This is a genomic window from Saccharothrix violaceirubra (assembly GCF_014203755.1).
GTDB lineage: Bacteria > Actinomycetota > Actinomycetes > Mycobacteriales > Pseudonocardiaceae > Actinosynnema > Actinosynnema violaceirubrum.
This window is the reverse complement of record NZ_JACHJS010000001.1, coordinates 4,722,079-4,736,928: the sequence shown is the minus strand read 5'-3', so window position 1 is coordinate 4,736,928 and position 14,850 is coordinate 4,722,079. Positions and strand designations below refer to the sequence as shown.

At 71.5% G+C, this 14,850-nt stretch carries 16 protein-coding genes; 6 read left to right on the top strand and 10 right to left on the bottom strand.

Going from position 1 to position 14,850, the window contains the following annotated elements:
* Positions 1-54 precede the first annotated feature (54 nt).
* From F4559_RS21725 to F4559_RS21705, 5 genes are all read right to left on the bottom strand, one after another.
* Positions 55-1,242, bottom strand: coding sequence for a hypothetical protein (locus F4559_RS21725; RefSeq protein ID WP_184671424.1), 1,188 nt, complete (start codon positions 1,240-1,242; stop codon positions 55-57).
* Positions 1,239-2,744 (bottom strand): alkaline phosphatase D family protein, encoded by a 1,506-nt coding sequence (locus F4559_RS21720; protein ID WP_184671422.1) that lies wholly within the window; start codon positions 2,742-2,744, stop codon positions 1,239-1,241. Before F4559_RS21720 ends, F4559_RS21725 begins: the two co-directional genes overlap by 4 nt.
* Before the next feature lie 11 nt (positions 2,745-2,755).
* Positions 2,756-4,096 (bottom strand): DUF2252 domain-containing protein, encoded by a 1,341-nt coding sequence (locus tag F4559_RS21715; protein WP_184671420.1) that lies wholly within the window; start codon positions 4,094-4,096, stop codon positions 2,756-2,758.
* Between the two features lie 64 nt (positions 4,097-4,160).
* Positions 4,161-5,234: a galactokinase gene (galK, locus tag F4559_RS21710; RefSeq protein ID WP_184671418.1), complete on the bottom strand. Its 1,074-nt coding sequence runs from the start codon at positions 5,232-5,234 to the stop codon at positions 4,161-4,163.
* A 34-nt stretch (positions 5,235-5,268) separates the two neighbouring features.
* The gene (locus F4559_RS21705) at positions 5,269-5,811 is read right to left on the bottom strand and encodes a hypothetical protein (protein ID WP_184671415.1); all 543 of its coding nucleotides are present in this window, start codon (positions 5,809-5,811) and stop codon (positions 5,269-5,271) included.
* Between the two features lie 125 nt (positions 5,812-5,936).
* Between F4559_RS21705 and F4559_RS21700 the strand changes: the two genes are divergently transcribed.
* Positions 5,937-6,980, top strand: a complete 1,044-nt coding sequence (locus tag F4559_RS21700; protein ID WP_184671413.1) for a sensor histidine kinase — start codon at positions 5,937-5,939, stop codon at positions 6,978-6,980.
* Positions 6,977-7,606 carry a response regulator gene (locus F4559_RS21695; protein ID WP_184671411.1) on the top strand — a complete coding sequence of 210 codons (630 nt, stop codon included), beginning with the start codon at positions 6,977-6,979 and terminating at the stop codon, positions 7,604-7,606. Before F4559_RS21700 ends, F4559_RS21695 begins: the two co-directional genes overlap by 4 nt.
* Positions 7,607-7,613: 7 nt before the next feature.
* Here the strand turns inward: F4559_RS21695 and F4559_RS21690 are convergent, their stop codons facing one another.
* Positions 7,614-8,486, bottom strand: coding sequence for a universal stress protein (locus F4559_RS21690; RefSeq protein WP_184671409.1), 873 nt, complete (start codon positions 8,484-8,486; stop codon positions 7,614-7,616).
* Positions 8,487-8,641: 155 nt separating this feature from the next.
* Here F4559_RS21690 and F4559_RS21685 point away from each other — a divergent pair, with 155 nt between their 5' ends.
* The 4 genes from F4559_RS21685 (at position 8,642) to F4559_RS21670 (ending at position 12,423) form a co-directional block, all read left to right on the top strand.
* The gene (locus tag F4559_RS21685) at positions 8,642-9,175 is read left to right on the top strand and encodes a hypothetical protein (protein WP_184671407.1); all 534 of its coding nucleotides are present in this window, start codon (positions 8,642-8,644) and stop codon (positions 9,173-9,175) included.
* Positions 9,176-9,336: 161 nt separating this feature from the next.
* Positions 9,337-11,151, top strand: a complete 1,815-nt coding sequence (locus tag F4559_RS21680) for a DNA/RNA non-specific endonuclease (protein ID WP_184671405.1) — start codon at positions 9,337-9,339, stop codon at positions 11,149-11,151.
* Between the two features lie 62 nt (positions 11,152-11,213).
* Positions 11,214-12,026 (top strand): siderophore-interacting protein, encoded by an 813-nt coding sequence (locus F4559_RS21675; protein WP_312865758.1) that lies wholly within the window; start codon positions 11,214-11,216, stop codon positions 12,024-12,026.
* A gap of 37 nt (positions 12,027-12,063) precedes the next feature.
* Positions 12,064-12,423, top strand: coding sequence for a TipAS antibiotic-recognition domain-containing protein (locus F4559_RS21670; protein WP_184671403.1), 360 nt, complete (start codon positions 12,064-12,066; stop codon positions 12,421-12,423).
* Between the two features lie 14 nt (positions 12,424-12,437).
* On the opposite strand, the gene F4559_RS21665 is transcribed toward F4559_RS21670, so the two are convergent.
* The 4 genes from F4559_RS21665 to entS form a co-directional block, all read right to left on the bottom strand.
* Entirely contained in the window at positions 12,438-12,734 is a 297-nt protein-coding gene (locus F4559_RS21665) for a DUF1048 domain-containing protein (protein ID WP_184671401.1), read from the bottom strand.
* A 1-nt stretch (position 12,735) separates the two neighbouring features.
* Positions 12,736-13,092, bottom strand: a complete 357-nt coding sequence (locus F4559_RS21660) for a DUF1048 domain-containing protein (RefSeq protein WP_184671400.1) — start codon at positions 13,090-13,092, stop codon at positions 12,736-12,738.
* Positions 13,089-13,415 carry a PadR family transcriptional regulator gene (locus tag F4559_RS21655; protein ID WP_184671398.1) on the bottom strand — a complete coding sequence of 109 codons (327 nt, stop codon included), beginning with the start codon at positions 13,413-13,415 and terminating at the stop codon, positions 13,089-13,091. The genes F4559_RS21660 and F4559_RS21655 overlap by 4 nt, the downstream gene beginning before the upstream one ends.
* 81 nt (positions 13,416-13,496) lie before the next feature.
* Positions 13,497-14,759: an enterobactin transporter EntS gene (gene entS / locus F4559_RS21650; protein ID WP_184671396.1), complete on the bottom strand. Its 1,263-nt coding sequence runs from the start codon at positions 14,757-14,759 to the stop codon at positions 13,497-13,499.
* Positions 14,760-14,850: the final 91 nt, after the last annotated feature.

Below are 14,850 nucleotides of genomic sequence, written 5' to 3'. Positions count from 1 at the left end.
TCGTCGTCCGTGGACTACATCGCACGGCCGGGGTCGGATGCAACAGCAGGGGTGTCACCAGGTGCTGTTGACCCACCCGCTGCCCAGGTACACCTGGTCGAACTGGTTGCCGTCGTTGTCGTCCGTGTAGACCACGGTGATCAGACCCCAGCCGTCCACGCCCAACGCGGGCTCGTCCTGACGGTCGGCGGCGGTGCGGACGGTCGTCTGTCTCGGTAGGCGGCCCGCCGTGGTGCCGTCGGCGTTGAGGCCCTGCGTGACGACATCACCGGTCTCGACCGACGTGACCACCGCGTTCCGCTGGTCGTCGATGCCGACCTGCGGGTCCGCGCCGGGCAGGACAGTATCCACAGTGGACGAAGCGGCGCCGAGGTAGGTGAAGGAGCGAACGCCCACCTGGGCCCCCGTCTCCCACGCCACCGCGAAGTCGCCGTTGAAGTTCGCGGCCACCGACGCGTGCCGCTGCTGACCACCTGTCGTCGCGTTCACCACGCCCTGGGCCAGCTTCACCCCGCCCGCCGGGGTGAGGATCTTGCGGGCCACGTTGAACGCGCCGTTCGCGTCGCCGTCCTCGTCCCACACCACGATCGCGTTCCCGGCCGCGCCCACGGCGACGTCCGGCCGCTGGTGCGTGCCGCCCGCGCCGTTGACCTGCGCTTCGTAGGACTTCGACGTCAGCGACGCGAACCCGGCCACGCGCACGGTCGGGTTCGTGGTGTCCTGCTTGTCCTCCCAGGTCACGGCGAAGCCGGGCGAGTCCGGGTCCGCCGCCACGGCCGGGTAGTACTGCTGTCCGGTCGCGGAGGCGTTCGCGGTGCCCGAGCCCGCGACGACGCCGGACGGCGACACCGTGCGCAGGGCGATGTTGTAGAAGCCGTTGCCGTCCGGGTCCTCCGACCACACGACGACCGCGCTGCCGTCCTCGTGCAACGCCACGTCCGGCTGGACGTGGCGCCAGGTGCCGGTGCCGCCCGCGGACAGCTTCTTCTCGTACTGCGACACGCCGTCGAGGTACAGCCTGATCCACACGTCGCTGTGCGCGGGATCGCCCGGTGCCGAGGAATCGCGGTCGTCCTCCCACACCACGGCCGTGTAGCCGGTGCGCACGGACGACACGGAGGCGTTGTCCTGGTCGCCGGTCGAGTCGGTGTTCACGGTCGTCCACACCACGTCGGCCGCGTAGGCGACCGTGCCCGGCAGCAGCAGCGCGGCGGTGGCGGCGAGGGTCATGATCTTCTTCACGGCGCCTGCAATCCGGGGTTGCCCGCCTCGATGGCGTAACTCTGGACGGTCTTGACGGGATAGTCGCGCACGGTCACCTTGTCGACGCACCGGAAGTCCACGGAGACCTGCGCGGGCGTCGTGACGGTACGGACGTAGCCGCGCAGGTTCTTGTGGAACTTGACGTGCGGGTTCAGCGGCGACGTGCCGGTGTCGGCCGCGTTGCCGTCGCCGCCGGAGGTCACCGAGGTGGTCACCAGTTCGGTGCCGACGATCCGGTCCTGGGCGTCGTAGTCCAGCATCAGATTGCTCGCCCACGACCGGTGCACGTCGCCGGTCAGCACGACGGTGTTGCGCAGCCCGGCCGCGTCCCAGCCGCGCTGGAGGCGGTCGCGGTTGGCGGTGTAGCCGTCCCACGAGTCCATCGACTTGGCACCGTCGGCCGACGCGAGCTTCTGCGCGAAGAACACCTGCTGGCCCAGGAAGTCCCACGTGCCGAGCTTCTGCCGCAGACCGTCGAGCAGCCACGCCTCCTGCGCGGCGCCGGTCAGCGTGCGGGTCGGGCTGTCCGCCTCCGGGCACACCTTGGTGCCGTCGCCGCACGCCTGGTCGTCGCGGTACTGCCGGGTGTCGAGCAGGTGGAACGTGGCGAGGTTGCCCCAGCGGACCCGGCGGTAGAGCTGCATGTTCTCGGCCACGGGCGCCTGCGCGCTACGCAGCGGCATGTGCTCCCAGTACGCCTTGTACGCCGCCGCCCGGCGGGCGCGGAAGTCCCCGGCCGGCGACGAGTCGTTGCGGACCAGGTTGGCGTAGTTGTTCTCTACTTCATGATCGTCCCAGACGACGGCCCAGGGCGCGATCGCGTGCGCGGCCTGGAGGTCCGGGTCCGTCTTGTACTGGGCGTGCCGCACCCGGTAGTCGGCCAGGTCGTCGATCTCCACGGTCGGCGCGTGCCTGCGGACCTGTGTGGACGACGCCGCGCCCTCGTAGATGTAGTCGCCCAGGTGCAGGATCAGGTGCGGGTGCTCCTCGGCCATCCGCCGGTACGCGGTGAAGTACCCGGCCTCGTAGTGCGAGCACGACGCGAACAGCATGGTCAGCGACGAGCCCGTGGTCGGCGTGGTGAGCGCGCGGCCGACCGGCGAGATGTGGCCCTGCGCGCGGAACCGGTAGAAGTACTCCCGGCCCGGCTGGAGGCCGGACAGTTCCACATGCACGCTGTGCGCGGCGGCCTGCACGGCCGTGAACGTGCCCGTGCGCGTGATCGTGGTGAACCGGTCGTCCTCCGCGACCTGCCACTCGACGGCCACGGACGCGGAGGACATGCCGCCCAACCCGTTGGCCGCCAACGGGTTGGGCGCGAGGCGGGTCCAGATCACGAACCCGTCGGCGGCGGGTTCGCCGGACGCGACGCCCAGCGTGAACGGGTACGCGACGGCCTGCGCGGACGTCGCGGTGAGCACGGTGGCACCCGCGCCGACCAGGCCGGCGGCGATGAGGGTCCGTCGGGACAGCGGTGACAAGGGTTTCTCCTTCAGAAGAGCGGTCGTCCGGAGTTCTTGGCCACGACGTAGGCCTGCCAGTCGGTCGTGACCTGGTCGGCGTAGGAGAAGGCGAACGTCCGCGTCTCGGACTGGAGTCCGGACACGGACGTGATGGCGGCGTCGATCGCGGCGTCGACGGAGTAGGTCAGGCCCGTGCCCGCGATGTCCTGGTCGGCCCGCGAGTGCGCGGCGGCGAGCAGGCGGGCGACGTCGCGCACGGTGTCGTCCCAGACCGTCGACGAGTCGAGGTCGCCGATCTCCAGGTCCTCGGCGTACGGCGACTTCTCCTTGACCAGCACGGGAACCGAGCCCACCGACGCCCACCCGGCCAACGGGTCGGACCGGTTCACCAGCCAGCGCAACGCCTTGGCCGGGCGTTCGCCGCCGGTCAGCGTGGACGCGCCGGGCGCGAGCGGCTTGGGCGCGGGGTCGACGGTCTGCTTGAGTTCGAGGATGCGGTCGTCGGAGGCGCTCGTCGTGTCGCCCTCGACGAGCACGTACCAGCGGGACCGGCCCAGGCTGCCGGTGCCCGCGCCGATCCGGCGGCGCACGTCCTTGACGGTGGCCCTGCTCGCGGACAGCGGCGTGGTGGCCGTGGTGCGGTAGGCGGCGACGGCACTGACGACGCTCGCTCGCGTGGACGCGGTCACCGGCAGCAGTTCCGGGTGGGACTTGAACTGCCCGCCCGACGTCCACTTGGCCAGCAGGTCCGCGCGGGTGTCGTCGTCGGACTTGTCGATCAGGTCCTCGGACAGGTTCGAGGTGTTCGACTTGGTGAGGCGGTAGGTCGCCTCGTCGTTCGTGCCGTGGAACTTGTCGATCCACTGGGCGTACTCGGCGACGAACGTGTCCACGTCGGTGGCGATCTGGCTCGGGGTGCGGCCGTTCGCGCGGCCCGCGAGCACGATCGACACGGCCTCGCGGCGCAGCTCCCACGTCCACGAGCCGGGCCACGCGTCGTCGGTGTCGGTGAGCTGGTACTGCTCGGTGCCGTCCGAGCCGCGGTCGGCGCCGGTGTTCTCCAGGTGGGCGTCGCCCGTCAGCCACGCGGTGCCGGACGCGTAGGCCGAGGCGGGCAGTTCGCCCAGGTCGCGGTAGTAGAGCGGGGACGTGCCCCGGAAGAACGACCACGCGTCCCCGGCGAGCTTCTCGGTGCGGAGGGTGAGTTCGTCGTCCGTGGCGCCGTTGTTGAGCACGTGCAACGCGTGGTCGCGGGCGTAGATGACGTCCACGGGATCACGGGTGAGCGCCGGTGCCGCGACGGCGGGCGACGGCAGCAGCAGGGAGGTGACGACTGTGGTGACGACCGCGGTGGCGACTACTCGGCGCATTCCTGCATGCGTACACGGTGAAGGTGACATCGCGCCGATGGCGACGTGTACATCGGGTGCGATGTCACCCGATCCGCCGCGCGCCTTCGGAGGCCCGCGTGGTCCAAGCGGTGGGTGTGCGGAATCCTCGACTGTGGAACGCCTTGGTCACCCGTGCCACGGCGTTGTCCGTTCTGTCCTTGGCGCACAAGGCGATCACGCAGCCGCCGAACCCGCCGCCGGTCATCCGCGCGCCCAGCGCGCCGGCGCCGAGGAGTTCGTCCACCGCGACGTCGAGTTCGGGGACCGTCACCTCGTAGTCCACGCGCAGCGACTCGTGGGAGGCGGTGAGCAGCGGTCCGATCCGGCGGATGTCGCCGGCGTCGAGCAGTCGGACGACCTCGCGCACCCGGCGGTTCTCCGTGACCACGTGCCGGACCCGGCGGTTCAGGTCGCCGGGCAGCCGGTCCGGCGGGTGGGTGACGTCGCGCAGCGCGGGCACGCCCAGCAGCGCGGCGGCCTTGTCGCACGCGTCCTTGCGGTCGGCGTACTCGCCGTCCACCAGGCGGTGCGGCGCGTCGGTGTCGACGACGAGCAGGTCCAGCCCGGCCCGGTCCGGGTCGAACGGGACGTGCCGGTACCGCAGGGACCGCGTGTCGAGCAGGAGCGCGTGACCTTCCCGCGCGAGAAGGGAGATCGACTGGTCCATGATCCCGCAGGGCACGCCGACGAAGACGTTCTCGGCCCGGCGGGCGATCTTCGCCAGCTCCGGGCGTGAAACGTCCACTCCGGACAGATCGGTGACGGCGAGCGCCGCGGCGCACTCCAGGGCGGCCGAGGACGAGAGGCCGGCGCCTTGCGGCACCCGGCCGTCCACGTGGAGGTCGAAACCCCCGATGTCGTACCCGGCTTCCCGCAGCGCCCATACGACGCACACCACGTAGGCCGCCCACCCCGTCACCGCGCCGGGCACGAGGTCGTGGACCTCGACGACATCGGGCCGCTGCGCCGACGAGACGCGCACCGCCCGATCGTCGCGGTGCACGGCCGACACCTCGACGACCTGGGGGATCGCGACGGGCAACACGAACCCGTCGCTGTAGTCCGTGTGCTCCCCGATCAGGTTGACGCGGCCGGGAGCGGCGTACACGTTCGGCATGGGCTTCCCCTTCCGGGGCCAGCGTAGTGGCGTTCTACGCCACCGTGGGGGTGCGGTAGGCCGAGAACGCCAGCCACACCAACGAAGCGCCGACCACCACGTGCAGTCCGCTCGTCCATACGGTGTCGGGTAGGCGGGCGGCCAACGTGAAGACCGGCAGGGCGGTCAGGTACAGCCACACGGCCGGACGGGGGTGGGTGCGGGCGCGGAGCATGGCGACGCCGAACAGGATCGTGCCCGCGATGAACGTGAACGCGGCCGTGGACAACGCGATCCGGGTCGTCCCGGCGACCACGTCCGGCGGGAGGAAGAAGATCACCACGTTCAGGGTGTAGGCGGCTGCGCCGAACAGGGCAAGACCGATCACGTTCACCGCGTAGGCCACGCGGGTGAAGGTCGTCCGGGGTTGGGTCAGGTACAGGGCGGTGATCAGGGGCGCGGCGAACGCGGCGGAATGGCCCAGCAGCAGGCTGGTCGGCGCGGTCTCCGAGGTGAACGCCTCGACGGCGCCGGGAACGGCGATGAGGAGGCCGGACAGGGCGCCGCAGACCGCGCCGAAGTGTCGCAGGAACGTCATGGCGCCACACGCTAGAAATGCGAGCCCCCGTCGGAGCAGTGCCGGACGGCCACACCGCCCGTGCCGATCGGCACCTGACAACCCGCATCTGACGCATTGTTGCTGAACCGTTGTAGCCTGCGCGGATGCGTCCCGTTCCCTGGCTCCCGCCGCTCCTGTACGGCGTGGTGCTCCTGGCCGGCGGGTATGCGGGCCTCGCCGGTCTCGGCGACACGCGTCCGGTGCCGTTCGTCGGCGGGCTGGTCGCGCTCGTCGTGCTCGACCTGCTCCCGGCCCGCCGGTTACCCGAGACCGTGCTGTTCCCGGCGCGCTGCCTGCTGTTCCTGCTGGTCGCGTGGGGCGACGGCGCCGGCATGGCGCGGGTCCTGTTCCTGTTGCTGCCCTTCACCGCGTACTTCGCGTTCGGCAGAAGGGTGGCCCTGGCCGTCGGGGTGGCGTGCCTGGTGTTCGTCGTGGCCACCCTGCACCTGACGGTCCCGGGCTGGGCGCACCACGTCGAACAGGTATCGGACCTGGTGATGTTCACGATCGGCCTGGTGCTCACGCTGGCCATGGCGGCGGTCGCGGTCGAGGAGCAACGCGGCGTCGTGGCGTTGGCGGCCTCGGCGGAACGCAACCGGGTCGCGCGCGACATCCACGACGGGCTGGGGCACCACCTCACCGCCGTGGCCGTGCTGCTGGAGAAGGCCGAGGCGTTCCGCGACCGCGACCCCGACGTCGTGGACGGCGCGTTGCGCGACGCCCGTGAGTCGGCCCGGCGCGCGTTGGAGGACGTGCGCCGGTCCGTGCGGACGCTGCGCGAACCGTTCCGGCTCGCGGCGGCGTTGCAGGACCTGACCCGGGGGTTGGCGGTGACCACGACCTGCGAGGGCGACGAGGACCTCTACGGGCCGGGGGAGAAGCTCGCCCTGTACCGGGCCGCGCAGGAAGGCGTCACCAACGCGTTGCGCCACGCCGAGGCGGGCTCGGTGTCGGTCGCCGTGTACTGCGGCGCGTCGGTCGCCTCGCTCGTGGTGTCCGACGACGGCAAGGGCTTCCAGGGGCCCGAGGGCTACGGGCTGCTGGGCATGCGGGAACGCGTGGCCCAGGTCGGCGGCCGGCTCGACGTCACCGGGGCGCCCAACCTGGGCACCCGGCTGACCGTCACGATCCCCCGGCGGGCCCGGTGAGCGACGTGCGCGTGCTGGTCGTGGACGACCAGCGGCTGATCCGGGAGAGCATCGCGGCGCTGCTCGACCTCCAGGACGGGGTGACCGTGGTCGGCACGGCCGGCGACGGGCGGGCCGCGATCGAGGCGGTCGAGGTCCTGGCACCCGACGTCGTGCTCATGGACGTGCGGATGCCGGTGCTCGATGGGCTCGACGCGTCGACGCTGCTGCGCGGCAAGGCGCACGTCGTCATGCTCACCACGTTCGACGACGAGGACTACGTCGTGCGGGCGCTGCGGGCGGGTGCCGTCGGTTACCTGCTCAAGGACCGGCCCGCCGCCGAACTCGCCGCCGCCGTGCGGCTCGCGGCGTCGGGCGTGGCGCAGTTCGACCCGGCGGCCGTCGCGCGGCTGGCCGAGGCCCTGGACGGGAACCGGCCGCCGGTCGTCGGGGACCACGACCTGACCGGGCGGGAGGTGGACGTGCTGCGGCTGGTCGCGGCCGGGTGCACCAACCGGGAGGTCGGACGGCGGCTGCACCTGAGCGAGGGCACGGTGAAGAACCACGTGTCGCGGATCCTCACCCGGTTGTCGCTGCGCGACCGCACCCAGGCCGCGCTCTACGCCCGTGACCGGGGACTGCTCTAGTCCGTGTTCAGTCCTCCGGCGCCCGCACCACGGCCAGCGGGCACACCGCGTGGTGCAGCAGCGCGTGGCTGACCGAACCGAGCAGCGCCCGGCGCACCGCGCCCCGCCCGTGCGTGCCCACGACCACCAACGACGCCCGCTCGCTCCACTCGATCAACGCTTCGGCGGGCCGGTTCGCCGCGACCACCCGGGTCACCGGCACCCGGCCGTCGGGCACCGACTCGGCCAACAGCGCCTCGGCGCCCGACTGCGCCACGGCCGGGTCGTACTCCCAGCCCTGCGTCGGGCCGAGGACCTCGAACGGCTGTGTGGTCAGGGCGTGCACGGCGACCAGGTCGAGGCCGTGGCGCGCGGCGTGGTCACGGGCGAACTCCACCGCGCGGGCGCCCGTCGGCGAACCGTCGACGCCGACGACCACCGGGCCGTCCTGGACGCCGCCCTCGCGCACGACCACCACGGGCGTGCGGGCGTGGTGCACGGCGTGCGCGGCGACGGAACCGGTGACCACGCGGGCCAGGCCCGTGGCGCCGGACGCGCCGACGACGAGCAGTTCGCCCTCCTCGGCGACCTGCTCGATCAGGTCGGCCGGGTGGCCGTCGAGCAGCAGCGGTTCCGCGTCGGGGAACTCGGCGGTGACCTCGGCCAGCTTGTCGCGCGCGTAGTCGTGGACGACCTCGTCGCCGATGAGCTGGGGCAGCGGTGCCGGGGTAGGGGTGAACGCCACCTCGGGCAGACCGTTGCGCACCGCGTACACGACGACCAGCTTCAGGTTCCGGCCGCGTGCCTCGGCAGCGGCCCAGCGCACCGCGTCCCACGCCCGCTTGGACGCGTCGAACCCGACCACGACGGCACCGGTGCCGTGCTGTTCCGGAGTGGACATCGGTTTGCCCTCCCTTCGACCCGCCCGCATCGTGGCGGATCAACTCCTTCCCCGCTCCCTTACCCACCCCTGAACGGGCGAAAACCGGCACCCGTCCGGCGGCCGGCGGGGCCAGGGGCGGAAATCGGGTGGGGGCACGTCGTCAGGAGGAAGTCATGCGGGTCGTGAAAGTCGTCGTCGCGGTGGTCCTGGCCATGGTCGGCCTCGCGCCGGTCGCCGTTGCCCGGTCGGGTGAACCCGTCGGGTTGCCGGTGATCATCGCCGAGGCCGTGGCACTGGCCGCCGGGGAACATCCCGGATCGGAGGTCTACGGCGCCTACGGGACGTTCGCGGCACCGACGTCCGATCCGGGCGAGGCGACGGAGTGGCTGATCGGGTTCGGCACCGACGGCGAGGGCGGCGACTTCGCCTACGCCTATGCGCCCGACGGCACGTTCGTCGAAGCACGGGCGTGGGAACGGCCGGCGTCCGGCGTCGGACCGCTGGGGCAGCTCGACCTCACGCAGTGGGACGCGGTCGTCCGGTTGCGCGACGCCGGGATCGACGGCGCGTTCGACGCCGTCGCCGTGCGCCACCCGGCGGTCTTCGAAGGTGAGCCGACCTACTACTTCTGCCTGGTCGACGGGCGGGAGACGGTGTCCGTCGGCGCGTGGACGGGTGGTGTGGAGACCGGGGTGTCCCCGTGCTGACGTGATCACCGGCGTTGGTCGACCGTTGGGGTTTCGGTCACCGTGTGGTCACCTGTTCTCGGAAGGCTGGGCTGATCGAGTGAGAGCCGTGGGGGTTGGCTAACACGGCCCGTGACCGGGTCGACAGCCAGGCCACCGGAACGCGTGACAGAGGGGGACCGATGGCCAAGAAGACCGGGCAGTTGTCAGCGGCGTTACGGGAGTTCGTGCGCACCCGCGGCGGGGACTACCTCGACGACCCGAACGTGTCCTCGATCGGCGTCGGCCACAAGATCGAGGGCGGTCGGCCGACCGACCGGGTGGCCATCCAGTTCACCGTGCGGCGCAAGGCGGAACCCGAGCGGCTGGAGGCGTTGGGCACGGCGTTGCTGCCGGCCACGATCCAGGTCGGCGGCGTCGAGGTGCCCACCGACGTGGTCCAGCGGGACTACCGCACGCAGTTCCGGGTCGTCGAGGCCGCCGACAAGCCCGAGCGCAAGAGCCGGGTCGACCCGGTGGTGCCCGGGGTGAGCGTGGGCGTGCCGGGCGGATCGGCCGGGACCGTCGGGCTCGTGGTCTACGACCGCGACGACGGAACCCCTTACGTGCTCAGCAACTGGCACGTGCTGCACGGGACGTCCGGGCGGATCGGCCAGGACGTCGTGCAGCCCGGACCGCACGACGACAACCGGGTGGAGCGCAACCGGCTCGGCGTGCTGGCGCGGTCGCACCTCGGCGCGGCCGGCGACTGCGCGATCGCCACGGTCGAGGACCGGGCCGCGGGCACCGAGATCCTCGGGCTCGGCGTGACCGTGGACGAGATCGGCGAGCCCGAACTGGGCGACAAGGTCGTGAAGAGCGGGCGCACCAGCGGCGTGACGCACGGGATCGTGCGGCGGGTCGACGTCGTGGTGAAGATCGACTACCGGGGCGACGTCGGCGAGCAGCGGATCGGGTGCTTCGAGATCGCGCCCGACCCGGCCCGGCCGGGACCCGGCGGCGAGATCAGCCAGGGCGGCGACTCGGGGTCGGCGTGGGTGTTCAAGTCGGCCAACGGGCGCACGTCGCGCGTGCTGGCCGGGCTGCACTTCGCCGGCGAGGCGGGCGACGACCCGGACGAGCACGCGTTGGCGTGCCTGCCGTCGTCGGTGTTCGAGAAGCTCGACGTCGCCGTGAAGCCGCCGGCCGTGGTCGAGGCCGTCGGCACCGGGTTCGACCCCGACTTCCTCGGGGTGGCGGCGGGTCTGCCCGAACTGGGTGAGGATTCCGACGCCGTCGAGGTGTCCGGGCGCACCGTCGTCGACTACACGCACTTCTCGCTGGCGTTGCACGGCACGCGGCGGTTCGCGATCTACGTGGCGTGGAACGTCGACGGTGCCGCGCTGCTGAACCTGCCCCGCACCGGCATCCCGTTCGTGCTCGACCGGCGGATACCGGCGAAGTTCCAGGTCGGCGACGAGCTGTACCGGGACAACAGGCTCGACCGCGGGCACCTCGCCCGGCGGGCCGACCTGGTGTGGGGTCCGAAGAAGGAAGCCGAGAAGGCCAACCGGGACTCGTTCTTCTTCACCAACATCACGCCGCAGATGGACGACTTCAACCAGAGCGCGCGCAAGGGGTTGTGGGGGCGCCTTGAGGACGCGGTGCTGGACGGCGCCGAGGCCGACCGGCTGCGGTTGAGCGTGTACGGCGGTCCGGTGTTCGCCGACGACGACCGGGTGTTCCGCGGGGTGAAGCTGCCCCGGGAGTACTGGAAGGTGATCGTGTTCGTCCGGGAGGGCGCCCTCGTCGCGCGTGCCTTCGTGCTGAGCCAGAACCTGGACCGGTTGGAGTCGCTGGACCTCGACGAGTTCCGGGTGTTCCAGGTGGCGCTCGGCGAGATCGAGCGCCGGTGCGGGTTCGCGTTCCCGGCCCCCGTGCGTGACGCGGACACGTTCGTGGTGCCGGAGTCCGAGGTGCGTCCGCCGTTGGAGTCGTTGGACGACATCGTCTGGTAGTCGCCGGCCTCTGCGGGGCTCGAAGTAAGGTGAGCCTAACCGTATGAGCAGAGGAGTTCGTGGTGGCTGTTCCGAACGTCGAGGTCGTGCAGTACGACCTGGTGCCGCGCGTCCTGCGGGTGCGCGCCGTGCGCCGGCTGACGCCGCGCATGGTCCGTGTGACGTTGGCGGGCGAGGACCTGGCCGGCTTCCGGGAGGCCGCGCCCGCCGACCACGTCAAGCTGTTCTTCCCGACCGAGCGCGGCGGCCGGCCGGCGATGCCCAAGCTCGGTCCGGAAGGACTGGAACGCGACCCGAACGGCCCGCGGCCGACGTTCCGCGACTACACGGTCCGCGAATACCGGGCCGAGCCGGGCGAACTGGACGTCGACGTCGTGCTGCACGGCGACGGCCCCGGCTCGACGTGGGGCGCCCAGGCCCGGGAAGGCGACACCGTCGGCGTCCTCGGGCCGCGTGGCTCGGTGCTCGTCCCGAAGGGACTGGACTGGTACCTGGTCGCCGGGGACGAGACCGCGCTGCCGGCCGTCGCCCGCTGGCTGGAGCAGGCGTCCGAGGGCGAGCGGGTGTTCGCGTTCGCCGAGGTCGCCGACGAGGCCGAACGCCAGGAGATCGCGTCCAAGGGCGACGTGGAGCTGACGTGGCTGTACCGCGACGGCGCCGCGCCGGGCACGACGACGCTCCTGCACGACGCCATCGCGGCGTGGGAACTGCCCGAGGGCACGGGTTTCGTGTGGATCGCGGGCGAGGCGAACACCCTCAAGCCGATCCGCCGCCTGCTGCGCGACCGCGGCCTGCACCGCGACGCGATGGACGTCGACGGCTACTGGAAGCGCGGCGAGGAGAACTTCGACCACCACGGTCCCCAGGAGGACTGAGGACTTACGGCGGGGAGGACCGCCCCTCCCCGCCGGCTTGACCCCGACGTGGCGTGAGGCGCCATGGTGTCGGGCATGGACGAGTGCACCGTCGGCACCGTCGCCGAACCGGCTGTTCTACCGGGAGTCGGACTTCGACCCCGGCACGGTCGCCGCCACGGGCACCGGCACCGCGCCGTCCGACCCTGCGGTGACGAGCCTGGCCGAACGGCACCGGCAGCACCTGGAACACTGGTTCCACGACCGCGACCACGAGACCCACCGCCGACTCGCCGCGGCCTGCCGGGACGACGAGCGCATCGGCCTGAACTTCGACGACGTCGCACCGGGACTGTCGCGGTACGTGCACGACGCGATCGTCGCCAACGCCGACCGCGCCGCCGGTGAGGAGCGGTGAGGTCCCGGCGGTCGCTACTTCTCGCCGACGGACTCCCGGTGGGCGGGCGAGGCCTCGATCAAGCCGTCGCAGAAGGCGGCGACGTCGTCACCGACGAGTTCCAGGACGCCCTTGCCCTCGGCGGCGCCCTCCTCGAAGAAGTCGACGATCCCCGAGAGCACGGGCCCGTCGAGCAGGTCGACCGGTCCGACCTTGAAGAGGTACCCCTGCATTTCCCGGTAGACGATCCGGTAGTCCGGTGGGAGCGCCTTGACCCGTGCCATGTGCGCCCGCCACTGCCGCTTTCCGTCGATGATGTCCTGGATGCCCACGTCAGCCTCCCAACCGGCCCAGTTTCCGGGCGACGTTCCTGTTCAACTGCTCGCGCCACCGGTCGCGGTAGTCCCGGCTCCGTTCTCCGCCGGCGAGTGCGGCGCAGAAGCCCTTGACGTCGTCCCCCAGCACCTCGTGGATGCCCTGCCCGTCGGCGGCCGTCTCCTCCAGCAGCGTCAGGGCGGCGTCGAGGATCGGCGTCAGGTTGCGACCGGTGAAGTCCGAGTAGGTGGAAAGGTGGTCCTTGATCTCTTCCCACGCCGTCCGGTGGTCGGTCGGCAACGCCTCGGCTCGGGCTTCGAACGCGTTCCACTCCCTGGTGATGTCGCTGCCTGTGACGGTCTCCCAGAAGGTCATCTCCCATCCTCCCTGAGCTTGTCGATCCGTGACGTGACGTACTCCCATTTCGCCCAGAACGCCGCGAGTCGTTCGCGGCCCGCGTCGTTGAGCGCGTAGAACTTGCGCGGCGGGCCGAGTCCGGAGGGTCGTCTCGTCACCTGGACGAGCCCGTTCTTCTCCAGTCGCAGCAGGATGGTGTAGACCGTCCCCTCCACGACGTCGGCGAAGCCGAGTTCGTTCAGCCGACGCGTGATGGCGTACCCGTAGGTCTCCTCGCCGCCGATGATCTCGAGGACGCAGCCCTCGAGCGTGCCCTTCAACATCTCCGTCAGGTCGTCCACCCCGGTCCTCCCGACCGCGCCAGTACTCGTTATCACCGAGTACTAGTACACGGTATCACAAGGTAGTGGGGCGGTCCGGGGTCAGGACTGTTCGGCGAGTTCGTCGGCCGACGGGTCCTGGAGGCTGGACTCGCGCAGCGCGGGCATGGCCGCGCCCACGCCCGCGCTGGTCACGACGCACAACGCGCCGCCGACGGCGATGGCGGTCACGGGTCCGAGCAGGCGGGCCAGCACGCCTGCCTCCACGCTGCCCAACGCCGGGGCGACGTTGGTCTGCGCCAGCCACAGGGCGCTGATCCGACCCTGGAGATGGTCGGGCGTGTTGTGCTGCAACAACGCCCGCCGCAGGATCTCCGAGATGGTGTCGGCCGCGCCCAGCAGCGCCAACCAGACCAGCGCCGACCAGAGGACCCCGCCGCTGAGGCCGAAGCCGCCGACGGCGACGCCGCACGCGATCGTGGCGGCGACCAGGTACCGACCGGTGTGCTTGACGCGGTCCGTCCACCCGCTGGCCGCCGCGGCGATCATCGCGCCGACCGCCGGTGCCGCGTAGAGGACGCCGACGATGCCCGGCCCGCCCGCGAAGACCCGTTCCGCCAGCTCGGGGAACAGGGCGAACGGGACCGTGAACAACGCGACGCAGAAGTCGATCAGGAGCAACCCGGCGATCACCCGGCTGCGGCCGACGAACCGCAGCCCTTCGACCACCGAACGCAACGGGCTCTCCTCCGGCTGCCCGGTCGGCGGCAGGGAACGGATCCGGGAGACCAGGAGCGTGGTGAGCAACGTCGCCACCGCCGTCAGGCCGTAGTTCCAGGCGAGCCCCAGCCCGGCCGTCAGCACGCCGCCCAGCGACGGGCCGATGATCGCGCCCAGCTCGGCGGTGATCGCCATCAGCGCACCCGCGGCGGCCAACCGGGCCCGGCCGACGATCGCGGGGGTGGCGGCCATCAGCGCGGTGGCGCTCAGGCCGTTGAGCACGCTGTTCACCGCGGCGCACAGGTAGATCAGCCAGAGCTGCGGGTGCTCGAAGGTCGTGTTGACCGCCAGCAGTGCGAACACGGCCACCGCGCTGCCGCGGGCCGGCACGATCAGCTTCCGGCGGTCCATCCGATCGGCCAGGATGCCGCCCGCGAGCGTGCCGACCAACATCGGGACCATGATCACGACGCTGACCAGCGACACCTGGAGCGACGAGCCCGTCAGGCCGTAGATCTGCACCGGGATGGCCACGGTGGTCAGGCCGAAGCCCAGGAGCGACACCAGGCGCGCGGCGAACAGGAAGCGGAACTCCCGGCTCTCGCGCAGGGGTGTCACGTCGACGACCAGATCGCCGAGCCGCATGAGGTCTCCTTGGAGCAAGGTCACAAAGCCGATCGGGGGACGGTAAGGCCACCCTGCATTAGGTTAGCCTCACCTTAACTTGTCACCCGAT